This window comes from Spirochaetota bacterium (genome assembly GCA_040756435.1).
Lineage (GTDB): Bacteria > Spirochaetota > UBA4802 > UBA4802 > UB4802 > UBA4802.
On the sequence record JBFLZD010000077.1, the window covers coordinates 1 to 12,753 of the forward strand.

Annotated in this window: 12 protein-coding genes; 3 read left to right on the plus strand and 9 right to left on the minus strand. The window is 36.9% G+C overall.

The annotated features are described in order from the left end of the window. The 9 genes from AB1444_15095 to AB1444_15135 form a co-directional block, all read right to left on the minus strand. The coding region (locus AB1444_15095; GenBank protein ID MEW6527981.1) for a DUF4105 domain-containing protein at nt 1–1,086 on the minus strand (1,086 nt) is incomplete at its 3' end. A gap of 74 nt (nt 1,087–1,160) precedes the next feature. Further along, nucleotides 1,161–1,631, minus strand: a complete 471-nt coding sequence (locus AB1444_15100; GenBank protein ID MEW6527982.1) for a DUF3015 family protein — start codon at nt 1,629–1,631, stop codon at nt 1,161–1,163. Nucleotides 1,632–1,761: 130 nt separating this feature from the next. Next, nucleotides 1,762–2,415: a class II aldolase/adducin family protein gene (locus AB1444_15105; GenBank protein ID MEW6527983.1), complete on the minus strand. Its 654-nt coding sequence runs from the start codon at nt 2,413–2,415 to the stop codon at nt 1,762–1,764. A gap of 148 nt (nt 2,416–2,563) precedes the next feature. Then, a complete protein-coding gene (locus tag AB1444_15110; GenBank protein ID MEW6527984.1) occupies nt 2,564–3,775 on the minus strand; it encodes an MFS transporter in 1,212 nt (403 codons plus the stop codon). Between the two features lies 1 nt (nt 3,776). After that, nucleotides 3,777–5,234, minus strand: coding sequence for an aminotransferase class III-fold pyridoxal phosphate-dependent enzyme (locus tag AB1444_15115; GenBank protein ID MEW6527985.1), 1,458 nt, complete (start codon nt 5,232–5,234; stop codon nt 3,777–3,779). Between the two features lie 17 nt (nt 5,235–5,251). Continuing rightward, complete coding sequence (locus tag AB1444_15120; GenBank protein ID MEW6527986.1) at nt 5,252–6,850, minus strand: FGGY-family carbohydrate kinase; 1,599 nt, start codon at nt 6,848–6,850, stop codon at nt 5,252–5,254. 166 nt (nt 6,851–7,016) lie between these two features. Next, nucleotides 7,017–8,147 (minus strand): helix-turn-helix domain-containing protein, encoded by a 1,131-nt coding sequence (locus tag AB1444_15125; GenBank protein MEW6527987.1) that lies wholly within the window; start codon nt 8,145–8,147, stop codon nt 7,017–7,019. Between the two features lie 12 nt (nt 8,148–8,159). After that, entirely contained in the window at nt 8,160–8,363 is a 204-nt protein-coding gene (locus AB1444_15130; protein ID MEW6527988.1) for a hypothetical protein, read from the minus strand. A gap of 15 nt (nt 8,364–8,378) precedes the next feature. Further along, a complete protein-coding gene (locus tag AB1444_15135) occupies nt 8,379–9,866 on the minus strand; it encodes a sodium/solute symporter (protein MEW6527989.1) in 1,488 nt (495 codons plus the stop codon). A 280-nt stretch (nt 9,867–10,146) separates the two neighbouring features. Here AB1444_15135 and AB1444_15140 point away from each other — a divergent pair, with 280 nt between their 5' ends. The 3 genes from AB1444_15140 to AB1444_15150 all read left to right on the plus strand — a co-directional run bounded on the left by AB1444_15140 (nt 10,147) and on the right by AB1444_15150 (nt 12,341). Further along, the gene (locus AB1444_15140; protein ID MEW6527990.1) at nt 10,147–11,049 is read left to right on the plus strand and encodes an alpha/beta hydrolase; all 903 of its coding nucleotides are present in this window, start codon (nt 10,147–10,149) and stop codon (nt 11,047–11,049) included. Nucleotides 11,050–11,150: 101 nt separating this feature from the next. Next, nucleotides 11,151–11,390 (plus strand): hypothetical protein, encoded by a 240-nt coding sequence (locus tag AB1444_15145; protein MEW6527991.1) that lies wholly within the window; start codon nt 11,151–11,153, stop codon nt 11,388–11,390. 132 nt (nt 11,391–11,522) lie between these two features. Next, nucleotides 11,523–12,341 (plus strand): SDR family NAD(P)-dependent oxidoreductase, encoded by an 819-nt coding sequence (locus tag AB1444_15150; GenBank protein MEW6527992.1) that lies wholly within the window; start codon nt 11,523–11,525, stop codon nt 12,339–12,341. Nucleotides 12,342–12,753 lie beyond the last annotated feature (412 nt).

The following is a 12,753-nucleotide window of genomic DNA, read 5'->3' on the forward strand; positions in this document are numbered from 1 at the left end:
GTTTATAAGGTTTGTTAATGTATCATTTTCTTGTTTAGCAATGGATTTGACAGCTTTTATTTGATCAGGATTGAGTTGTAGTACCATACGATTTATGGTTGTTGTTCGTGAAGGCCGAAATGAAGTACTTTCAACAAATCCTGCATTTATTACTTTTCTTATGGTATCAATAGGGATTACCCAGAAAAAGAAATTATCGGTAAGATGTGAATCAGGGCGGGTAACTTCCATCAGATATAAAAGATTAAATGAGCAATTTTCATCAAAAAAATAATAATCTGAATATACATTATCGAGCTCCCAGATATGGAAAAGCATAAACCTGACTTCATCCTGATTCAAATTGAGTTTATATTCCCATATATCCCTGCTTTCAAGGTCACTGTATTCCTGAACCTTCATGTAATAGGGCATTATAGAAAAGTAGCCTTTATAAAATCCAAAGATTCCTCTAAACGCAAATAATGGGCCAAACGTTTCATTGGTATTTGCTGCATAATTTATAGCTGATGACAGAAGTCCTGGATTGTATTGAGACTGTACTGTTAAAAGAGTATGTCCAAACATGGATGCTGGGCTGTTGATATATCCTGTGGGGAATACCAGGTTAACTTTAATTGAATCTTTAAACGATACTATCTCCTGATATTTTTTGCAGGATACTTCATATGGGCTTGGTGTTTGTAATTCCTTTTTTAACCATTCATAGCGTGCCATGAAACGATCAATGGGATTTCCTTTTTCATGGTATGAGTATAAATATCGTATTGTGGCGTCAAGTTCGCTGTGGGGATTGTATTTCCCATCTGATGCCAGAAAAAATTTAGGGTCATCAACAAGACTTTTAATTCCAAAGATACTTTTTTTATAGTGAAGTAAAGCCCACCATTGTTTAGTGTCAGATAACTTTTTTGTTTTAGATAATGCAATTAATTGATCAATATCTATGGATTGAAAAAGATCCTTTGATATTGTTGTGCTGGAAGATATATCGATAGTTGTTTCATAGGGATAATTTTGCTGAGCATGGGCATGGTGATAATATGGTATTACTATACAATGAATTAAAAGAATGAAAAAAGGCACAATAAAGATTTCTTTACTGTGCCTTATGTATGAGAGCAGTGACAATATTCCCCTATTGAAAATTTATAATATGATTAACTATTCTGCAATACAACTTCAATATTCTTTACAACTTCGGTTGAAGTTACATCGCTTGAAGTATAAATTTTATTAAAGTTAGACTGTAATTTTGTGAAGAACTGCTGTTTTTCACTTTCGGGAACATTCATAAGAAGAGCTAATGTTTCCAGATATTCGCCATTGCCTTTGGCAATGTCTTTTGCAAGGTTATCCATGTTATCTGCTACATAAAGGTTGATCTTTTCATTTGAAACAATCCCTTTCATAGGAGCACAACCCAGTGTACCTGAGGTCATGCCAAATGTCTGGTTGCCACATATTCCATTTGTTGTTGTTGCCAATATTTCGAATAGCAAGCCATCTTTGTCGCCAAAGATCATTGAGCCAACGCCACAACCTGCATTGTTCCGTACAACACCTGCTTCAGCTATGCTTATTGCTGCTACCAGCATAAAAAGAACAAGTAATGATACGCTTTTTTTCATAAAAACCTCCGTAAAATAGTATTTTATAGGGGAAATTCTTTATATTTTATGAAGAATACTATAAATATTTCATTTAATGTCAAGCAAAAATTTTATTACAACTAAACCCAAACTTTAAAAAACCCAAGCATCATTTCCCAAATAACTGGCGTATTACCTGCATTATAGGTTCAGGGAGTGATTTTGCTTCCTGCCCGGCAGCCAGTGCATAGTAATACACCATTGCAACTTTTTCAAGCATCTCTGCATGAAGGCATGCCTGCTCTAAGTTTTTGCCTAAAGCCAGTGCCCCATGATTTTTAATAATATAACATTTACATTTATTAGCCACAGCTGCAGCAACATTTGCAGCTAGCTCAGGTGTACCCGATAGTGCATAGGGAACAAAAGCAACCTCATCACCAATAGCAAATGCAATTTCATCAAACATGGCAGGGATTGGCTTATCGATATTCATAACCGATAGTATGCTTGCATAGATCTGGTGTGTGTGTACTACAGCGTTAACATCATTCCTTTCTTTATAAATTGATAGATGCATTGACAATTCCATCGTAGGTTTCTTACCTTCAATAACATTCTGGTTATAATCAACAATGCAAACGTCGCTTACTGCCATATCTTTGTAAGGCAGGCTTGATGGAGTTACTGCAATTTTTTCTTCATTTTCAATTCTGCATGATATGTTGCCACCGCTGCCCAATTTAGTACCAAAAAATCCATGTTCATTGAGCCAATGGCACCATTGTAAAATTTGTTCTTTATACAGTGTGTACTGTAACATGGTAAACTCCTATAATGATATAAATTTTTTTCTTATCATCTATGCCAGGTATATTTTTAAATCACCTGAAGAAAAAATCTTTACTTATAGACTAAAGATTTCACTTACTTCGATTGATAAAATTACAATCATTGTTTAATTGAAAATATTATGAACTCATTAAATTTGATTCTTTTAATTTCAATGTCAATAGTGTATTAATAACCATCAGCACAATAAAGGCAATCATAAATGGAGTCATTGCACCAGTACTTGTCCTGAATGCATCCATTGCAAAAATAAAGATGATTCCTGAAATCTGGCCTGATAAAAGTAATAATCCTTGTGAACTTGATTCAGGTGCAGGGTAGGATATCTCTGCTGCATACTGGAAACCTATTGGGCCTGCACTCATGATAAAAAAACCAAGAATAAAACTTGATATTAGAATTGTGTTAAAATGTTGTGCAAATGTTAAACCTGCAAGCCCCGGAATAAGAAAAGCCATACAGATTGTTAAAAAAACTTTGCGCTTTCTATAATGGTCCGAAAGTAACGGAAGAATAATTGCACCAAGAATGCCTCCCGCCATCATACTGGCTCCAACAATACCGGCCTGCTCAGAGTTAAAGCCACGTGGTTCAATTATCTGCTCTATCCATGTTGTAACTGCGTTAAACATTCCAAGTCCTATAAAGAAAAGAAGTATCACCAGCCACATCTGTTTCAAGCTGAATATATGCAGCAGTCCCTCCTTTACCTTGAAGCGCTCTTCCTGCCCTTTTTCGCATGGCGGTGTAGGAGGTTCTTCTTTCATAAAAATTAGAAATAGTACCGCAATGGCAACACTTACAATGCCATAGATATACATTGTGTGTGGTATTGAGTAGGAATGTACCAGAAACGGAGTTGCGGCAAGCCCAACTATTATGCCAATATATTGGGCAAGAGATGCTATGCCAGTTGCTGTCGCACGCTCATCTAACGGAAACCATTTTGCAGATAGCCGCGTATATGCATTGAGTATAAAGGGCTGAGCTATGGCTAAAGCTATTTGAGTAGTAACTATCGCATTAAAAGAATAAGCATACAAACCTTTTACAATGCCAAATATACCAATGAGTACAGCACCAATGCCAATACCATATCGTATTCCATACGTGTCAATAATATATGAAGCAGGTATAGATATAAACACATAGACTATCATAAAGAGCATTGATAAAAGGCCAATAGAAAGCGGTGGTACATTATAAAAGGCCACTGCTTCTGAAGTTATACTGGCAAACGATATCCAGTGAAGCTGAATAACAATATTAAGCAGAGCAAAGATAAAAAGAATTACCCACCGGTAACCGTATACTTTTATTGCATGATTCATGTTATTTCTCCTTAACTGGTTCAAAATATTTAAATACTTTATCAAAACGCTCTAACGCATCATCAATCACGTCATCTGTGTCGGCCATGCTTGTGTAAATGCGGCTTCCAGCCAGTGTTATTATGCCTTCAACCATGAGTGCCGCACCTAACTCTTCCATTACTTTGCGTCGCTGTCCTACCTGCTCAAATATTTTAGGATTGGTTAATTCCATGAGCATAGCAGCACCTGTTTCCATGTGACAAATAGAGCCATGATTAAATACTACAAATGGTAAATCATAGCGTTTAAAAATTTCCTGTAAGCCTTGAGTAAGCTTATCACCAGCTTTACCAGCCTTAATGTGAGCCTGTGTTTCTTCAATTGCTTTTATTGCAAAATATCCAGCCGCGCATGATAAAGGATTGGCAGATAAGGTGCCACCAACCATCGCGCGTTTCTTTAAGCCCTGTATGCCTGCAGCAAACGTTTCCATAATTTCTCTTCTGCCGCCAACTCCACCAGCAGCAGGATATCCACCAGCAACACATTTGCCAAATACTGTTAAATCAGGCTTAACACCAAAATAGCCCTGCGCACCGCCAAGTCCAACTCTGAACGCTGTGACTACTTCATCAAAAATAAGCAGGGTGCCATATTTGTTGCACAGTTCCCTCACTTTTGCATTAAAATCATAATGTACCGGACGAGTACCACTTTCAGGGCCCAGTGGTTCTACTATAACAGCAGCAGTGCCACCCTTTGATTCGTTTTCTTTCAGTAATTTTTCCAATCCATCAATATCGTTTGGATAAAATTCCTGAATGTAGGTATAACAGCCTTCAGGTATGCCATGCGAATCCAGAGTGCCAAGTCCTGGTATTCGCATGGCAAATACCATCTGATCACTCCAGCCGTGATAGGCACCGCCAACCTTGATGATAAACTTTTTATCAGTAAAGCAACGTGCAGCCCGTATTGCTGCCATACATCCTTCGGTTCCACTGGCAAGAGATCGGAATAATTCAACCGAAGGAATGTGTGAGTGTATAAGCTCAGCCAGGAGAAGTTCATATTCATGGAACAAACCGGTTACCGGGCTGCACTCATTAATAACTTCTATAACTTTATCACGTACAGGTTTGTAATTGCTACCAAGTACTGTGGGTCCCCCAGCCTGAAGGAAATCAATGAACTTATTGCCATCAACATCATAGAGATAGGCACCATCTGCTTTTGTTATTGCTAAAGGGAATGGATAATTAAAAGCCAAGTTATGCTGTACACCACCAGGTATTCGTTGTTTGGCTTTTTCTACCATTTGCTTTGATGATGCAAATTTTGTTTCATACTTTTCAAGATATTCATTCATCTTGCTGCGGTTAATCTGATACACCGGTAACTCATTTGCAAGCACTCGAAGCTTTTCAAGAATTTCATTTGAATCAGGCCAGTGTGAAATTGCATATTCCTGTTTCATGATTTTCCTCCTAAAAATTAATAATTAAGTATTTTAAAAAGATCTTTGTTCTTTTCATATAGTTTGGTAAAAACATTGAAATTGCGTGTATACATATCAGTGTACTGCGGTTGTGGCTTAAAAATTTTTCGCACTCCCACCAGACGCTTGGCTTCATTGAATGATGATAAAATTCCTAAACCAACAGCACAAACAACCGTAGCACCAACGGTACCGGCATTAATCTCGTTTTCAATTGCCTCAACCTGCCTGCCGGTTATATCAGCCATAATCTGGCACCACACATCAGATTTTGCACCACCACCAGCAAAACGCAGCACTTTCTGACGGGGTATCTTTTTTTCCATAGCTTCCAGCATCCAGCGTATGTGGTATGCAACGCCTTCAAGTACGCTGCGTATCATCTGTCGTTTACCGGTTGTAAGACTCAGGTTAAAGAACATAGCACGTGCATAGGGGTCCTCACGAGGAGAGCGATTGCCATGTAGCCATGGAGTGAAGAGCACATTGCCAGCACCCGGAGGTGTTTGCATCACAACAGTATTCAAAAAATCATACAACGATTCATATTCCTTGCTTTTATCTGCAATATGGCGAGCTTTAAGATACATGCCAATCTCATCTAATGCTAAGTGATCACGCACCCATTTTAAGCAAGCACCGGCAGTTTCCTGTTCGGCAACATACACATAATGATTGGGGATAGCACCTAAAATTGATGCAATAAAGTTGCCAATATCAACCATGCGTTTATCAACGTTAGATGAAACCCATCCGCTGGTTCCAACATAGATGTTTGTATCATACAGATCAGTACACCCTGAACCAACCAATGTAAGCGGAACATCACCACCGCCGCCAAATACCGGGATGCCTTCAGCAATGCCTAATTCCTTTGCAGCTTTTTTTGTAACAGTACCGATAGTATCTGTTGAATAAAACACCGGTGGCAGGTGATCCATGGTAATACCAAATGTTTTGCACAATCCTTTGTGCCAGCCAAACCTTCCTTTTCGTGTATCATAAATAAATGTGACATTTGCTGAATCCTGCGTCATGCCAACATTTCCTGTGCATCGAAAGATCAAATAATCTTTCACATCAAGCCACTTATACGCTTTTGCAAAAATCTCGGGTTCATTGTCTTTTACCCAGTGATATTTCCATAATGGATCTTTTGGTGTTGCAGCAAGACCACCAGTGACAATTAATGATTTAATGGTTTTAAAAGCATTCCACTTTTCAATTTTTATAATTCCCTTGTATAGATATTTCTCTATCTGTTTTGTAGCACGCTGGTCTAAGTAGCTCATTGGATTACGTAATGCATTGCCATCTTTATCAATAAACACAGAACCCTGCATCTGTGCACAGAATGCCATAGCTGCGATCTTAGCAGGTGGAATACCGCTTTTCTTCATTACCATCTTTGTGGCCTTGCAAATTGCATCCCACCACTCATCGGCTTTTTGTTCAACGCCACCATCTGGTAGCATATATAGAGGATATTCCACTAAATATGAGTCAATAAGCGTTATTTTATTATCAACTTTATAAAGGCACGTTTTGTTGCCAGTGGTACCCACGTCATGTGTTAGTATATATGTTGGTTTCATTGGAATATCCTCCAAAAAAAATTGTATAGTCAATTCCGTTAAATATCAAATTTCATAACTTTTATTGTTAAAGCCATTGTATGAGTAAGCAAACAAGCAATGAAATATCTTATGTTTACTTTAAATACAGTACAGTTTTTCTTTTGTCTACGCAATATCTGATTAATCAGAATTTGCTATTTTGTTTACGATAAGCTGTTGGAGTGGTATTAAGAATTTTGTGGAATGCACGGTTAAATGTAGAAAGGCTTTCAAAACCAGTTTTGAAGGCGATAGTAACTATTGAATCACTGGTTGATGTAAGAAGTTCCCTTGCTAAATTAATCCGCAGTTGATTTATGTAGTCAGGCAGGGATTTACCTGTGTATGTTTTAAAAAGCCTGCTGAATGTATCCGGGTGTAAATCTACCATTGCAGCAAGCCCTTCACGGGATAGATCAAACGCAAAGTTTGCATGAATGTACTCAACGGCATGCTGAATCTTTTCTGAGTTTGTTACTGAAAGCTGTTTATGCTTGTTATCACTGGATATGGGTTGCAAGTATTTTTCTTTTTCCAGAAGCTTTCTGTTAAATAAAAAAGTCAGATGTTCTATTTCCCTGTGGAGTTTAACAAAGCGTGATTGTAAAATATATGCCATAGAAAGAATGACAAAAAAGTAAGCGTATTCAAGTGTGTAAATAAATTGATACATACCCTTGCCAACGCATACGTCATTAATACTTGCAAGTAAGAAAATCAAAAGACTGATAAATAAAATTTTTATATGTATTTCACCATAGCGGCACCATATAAAAAGTTTGTATAATAAATATAAACCAGTTACTAGCATGACAATATATTGTAATACATACACAAGACCGGGATCAGCTTCATTATAGGTTATTGATGTTCCAAGGAAATGAAATTGTTTTATATATGGGTTGTTGGGGTTCAATGTATACGAGCTATCTATAATAAATCCTGAAATAATAAATAATCCCATAACCAGAGTGATGGTATAGATTAAAGGAGCATTAATATGTACCAGAGAAGCAATAAACCATGTTATTGCTATAATGAAACATGCCAATACAGCAAATTGCATACGTTGATACAGTATTGATTGAAGAGGTGATGGCGACATATACAGCAAAGCAGAAAATATATCATACAATGCAATTGTATAGCACATCAATGCAAACCATAAATGTTCGGGTTCATTGTTCCTGCGTATGAACATAAGAGTGTAAGATACTGCAACATAGACTGCAATAGCAGCCATAAGGAGAGGAGGTATGGAAATAAGCGGTATCATGATAATAAAGTTTTAAAAAATATAATAAATAACTAATTGTACTATGGTTAATAAAGTTGCCCACAATCGCAAATCGCGCCAGCGCTTTCTATCAGGAGCACCCTTGATAATAAAATCATAGGGCAAAAGCCATGCCACTACAAGCATACATGCAAAAATGATCATTGCTACAATTTTTGCATTCCATAGCGGAAGTGAATAAAGTATTTCTGCCATAGCAATCTCCAACATCTAATCAATTTCAACAACATTACTATATACAACATTTTTCAATTCTGCATCTGGTTTTCTTTTGGTAAACAGGGAAACAATATACAGAACTGTCGCCGAATATACAAATGAAAGAAATGCTATATACAACATGTTAAACTGTAACCAACCTAAGACTGCTGCAACAGCCAAACCAGAAATAAGACTAAAAATGCCCGCATGTGGTGTAATGCGTTTATCTAAAATACCAAAAATCATCAGTGCAAATATTGGTCCTTGAAAAAGGGAAAGCGCATACTGTACATATACGTAAATTCCCTGAAAGTATGCAGTGATTGGAGCAAATGCAATTCCTATGATAAGTATGAGAAATGTAAATAATTTTCCTAATCTAAGCTGAGTTGCGTCACTTAATGAATTTTTCTTTACCACACCAATAATGTCACGCACAATCATGACCGATGTAGAATTCATTGTTGAATCTATAGATGATTGCAATGCTGCAATGAACGCAACAAACATAAGGCCTGAAATGCCTGCAGGCAGAATATGTTTTATAACCCACGGCAATGCCTGATCCTGGTGGGTGATACTTTTGCCTGCAAGGGTCAGAGCAAGTAGTCCTGGCATTACAATTAAAAATGGCACAAACGTTTTAAGGCATGCGGCAAACATCATTGAAGCTTTGCCATCCCATTCAGTGCGTGCTGCAAAGGTGCGTTGCAGAATTGCTTGATTGGCACACCAGTATGCAGGAGAAAGCACAATGCCAAGCCCTAATATAACACCAGGCCAGGGGAAGGTTGGGTGATTGGCCGGTAAAAATGCATGGAGGTGGTCGGGATAATTGTTTTCTAATGTTTTTATGAACATGTCAAAGCCACCAATTTTTTGAATACCAATATACGCAACAATGATTGCTGTAAAAAACATAATGAATGCCTGAACGGTATCGGTGATAGCAACTGCGCCAAGCCCACCTGATATAGTATAAAATCCAACAACAGTTGCTGTTACCAGTATTGAAAACCAGATTGGCCATCCTAAATATGTTTGCAACATAATGGCAGTTGCCCACAAAAACACACCAACAATAACTACTGCAAACATACTCATGACACAGGCTGCAATAAAACGCACTGCATTATTGTACCGCAAGCCTAAATACTCAGGTATTGAATAAACGCCTGCACGCCAGTAAAAAGGAATAAAGACAAGTGCCGATAGTATCATGGCAGGAATAGCACCTATCCATTCAAAGTTTGCCTGAGCTATACCAATGCTGTACGCATTTCCTGAAGCACCAATGTAATCGTTTGAACCAATATTGGTACCAATGATTGAAAGGCCTATGACCCACCAGGGTAATGACCTGTTAGCTAAAAAATAATCTTTTGCTGTTTTAACGTGTGATTTATAATAATAACCAAATATGGTTATCCCTGCTAAATAGCTTATAATAAGCACGATATCTAGCCAATGAACGCTGGTTGATGCAAATTCCCACATTACAATCCTCCAAATAAAATGCACTAAAATATTATCGTTATCGGTTATATTTTTAAAAGTATTCAAAATCAACCATTTTTTATGTGGCGATAGTTACTGGATTATAGAATTGTTGATAGAAAAAATTTTATAGGCAAATATATATCTCTTTTGTTTTTTGAGCTTAATCCATTAATATGCACTATATTTTGCTTGATAAATATCGTTAACGATAATATATATATGCACTGGACATGAAATAGTATGTAATTATCTTAACATCATTATCACAGGAGGAGTTATGACTAAAAAAATAGCTATCATTTGTATCACACTTGTTACACTGTTGTGTGTAGCCGTATTTGCTGCTGCCTGGCATTTTTCCAATCAGCTTATTGCACCCAAGCCATATACCTGCCAGGTTGACCATTTTGTATATTGCAAAGGTATTGAAGAGCTTGCCATACCCTATCAGGATGTGGAATTTAAAAATGATGAAGGCCTTACTCTTCGTGGATGGTTTGTCCCGGGAAAATCAAAAAAAGCAATCATTATGGTTCATGGTATTACTGCTGACAGAAAAGAAGGCCTTAGGTGGGTAAAAGCACTGCATAATGCTGGTTATACTCTGATGTTGTTTGATCTAAGGAATCATGGTAAAAGCGATAAAGCAAAAACAGGTATGGGATATTATGAAAAGAATGACGTTATCGCAGCGGTCGATTTTTTGCAATCAAAAGGATATAAAAACATTGGTGTATTTGGGGTTTCAATGGGAGCTTCTACTGCAATTCAAGCTATGGCTAACGATAAACGCATACAGGCTGGCGTATTTGAAGCAGCATTTGCCAATTTGGGGGATTTACTTGCTGAAATAGCAAAACGTGATTTTGGCCTACCACGTTTTCCTATCATCAATGCTGTTATGTGGGTGTATAGCATGCGCCTGGGAGCAGATGCCAATGCTATAAATCCTGAAGATTTTATAGGTAACATTTCACCACGGCCTGTATTTATTATTCACTGTGATAGTGATGATTATATAGCCTATCATCATGGCCAACGGATTTTTGCAAAGGCCAAGGAACCAAAGTTTATGTGGACAGCACATTGTAATAAGCATGCACGTGCATGGCAATCCAATCCACAGGAAGCCGAAAAAAAAGTAGTTGATTTTTATAATAAATTTATTAGTTCCAAATAAAAATAGACGCAACATCGTTTCAACAGCTTTCATATCGTAAGAAAGGTACTTCTTGGAAACGTTTGCATATTGTGTTGTATGAAGATGAATATGAGTTTTTTATGGATGTGAAGAAGATTTGGAAGATGTCTCTGGCTAAAATTATTGAATTTTGTTTGGATAATGTCCTGGATGAATTTTTAAAAATACTTGATACTATTGGAGATGATGATTTTACCGATAACTATCGGCACAGTGGTTATACATTTTGCTTTTATAGGGAAGAAGATATTGTTTGTTGCCAATTTTATTGGGGACCACACCCGGATATAGTGCGAAAATCCAAAATAGTACCAGAATAATATCACTTTACAATACACATTTTGTAATCTTCTTTATTGAATGTTTGAATAAATTGGACAATCATCCAAAAAATAGTTGATTATTTAATTACGTAAATTATTATTTACCCAATAATAGACAGGAGGCATTATATGAAATCATTACAAGGTCAATTAGCACTGGTTACCGGTGCCGCGATGGGTATGGGCAGGAGTTTATCAGAATTGCTGCTGGATGAAGGTTGTGAAGTTGCTATGGTGGATATCAATGAAAAGGAATTAACAAAAGCTGTTAAGCAACTACAAACAAAAGGGAATTGCCAGGCATATATATGTGATGTTTCAAAACGTGATGCGGTATATAAACTACAAAAAAAAGTTAAGAAGGAAATGGGTGATGTTACAATTCTTGTTAATAATGCTGGGGTTGTAAAAGTTGGGGACTTTTTACATCTTGATGATAAAGCAATTGAATGGATTGTCAATGTTAACCTGATGTCAATCTTATGGATGTGCAAGGCCTTCATGCCGGATATGATCCACAAGCCATGGGCACATGTGGTTAACTTTGCATCAGCTGGTGGAATGTTAGCATTGCCTGATATATCAATTTATTGTGCAACCAAATTTGCAGTTGTGGGATTTTCAGACGCATTACGTCAGGAGATGAAAAAATACAAATACAACGTAGGTGTAACCATGGTATGTCCCTACACTGTAGCAACTGGCATGTTTGCAGGTTTTAAGGAAGTTGCTGGCACAAAAATACTTAAAACTGAAGAGGTGACAACACGCGTAGTAAAAGCAATTAAGAAAAACAAACCTCTGGTAGCGGTCCCCAATTTTCAGGTTAATTTTTTAACCCCACTTACAAAGTTATTGCTTCCAGTGCATGCTATGGATTTCCTCAATAAAATGGTGGGGATGTGGACAGCAAATGAGCAAACCCATGAACGGAAATATAAAATTTAAACGCATTAATAAATCACCTGGTATTAAGTTTACTATCAGGGGAGGTAATGCATTATGAATAAATAATTCAAAGTTATATTAGTTCTGTTCCAGCTTCTTGGTTTATGTATATGGATTATCTATGGCATGATTGTACTACTTATTTTTATAAATATTTGTATATCATAATTAAATAAAAATTCTTTCATTAAACAATGAGTTGGTTTATACCATCGTAAAGATTCAATTAATACCTATATATCAATATGAAAAATAAAGTTTTTTAGAGGAGGTGGTGCCAGCAACATGAAAATTAAATTATTATCCATTGGTGTATTATTCATCGTATGTGCCGCATGCAGTAAGACAAAATCATCATCAGAAGTTTCTGAATACACCAAAATGGTAAACCAGAATATTCCGCTGCAGTTTG

Bases quoted from the DNA above. Each gene is read 5' to 3' on its own strand.
- AB1444_15100 (MEW6527982.1), bottom strand. From the start codon at position 1,631: ATGAAAAAAAGCGTATCATTACTTGTTCTTTTTATGCTGGTAGCAGCA.
- AB1444_15105 (MEW6527983.1), bottom strand. From the start codon at position 2,415: ATGTTACAGTACACACTGTATAAAGAACAAATTTTACAATGGTGCCAT.
- AB1444_15110 (MEW6527984.1), bottom strand. From the start codon at position 3,775: ATGAATCATGCAATAAAAGTATACGGTTACCGGTGGGTAATTCTTTTT.
- AB1444_15115 (MEW6527985.1), bottom strand. From the start codon at position 5,234: ATGAAACAGGAATATGCAATTTCACACTGGCCTGATTCAAATGAAATT.
- AB1444_15120 (MEW6527986.1), bottom strand. From the start codon at position 6,850: ATGAAACCAACATATATACTAACACATGACGTGGGTACCACTGGCAAC.
- AB1444_15125 (MEW6527987.1), bottom strand. From the start codon at position 8,147: ATGATACCGCTTATTTCCATACCTCCTCTCCTTATGGCTGCTATTGCA.
- AB1444_15130 (MEW6527988.1), bottom strand. From the start codon at position 8,363: ATGGCAGAAATACTTTATTCACTTCCGCTATGGAATGCAAAAATTGTA.
- AB1444_15135 (MEW6527989.1), bottom strand. From the start codon at position 9,866: ATGTGGGAATTTGCATCAACCAGCGTTCATTGGCTAGATATCGTGCTT.
- AB1444_15140 (MEW6527990.1), top strand. From the start codon at position 10,147: ATGACTAAAAAAATAGCTATCATTTGTATCACACTTGTTACACTGTTG.
- AB1444_15145 (MEW6527991.1), top strand. From the start codon at position 11,151: ATGGATGTGAAGAAGATTTGGAAGATGTCTCTGGCTAAAATTATTGAA.
- AB1444_15150 (MEW6527992.1), top strand. From the start codon at position 11,523: ATGAAATCATTACAAGGTCAATTAGCACTGGTTACCGGTGCCGCGATG.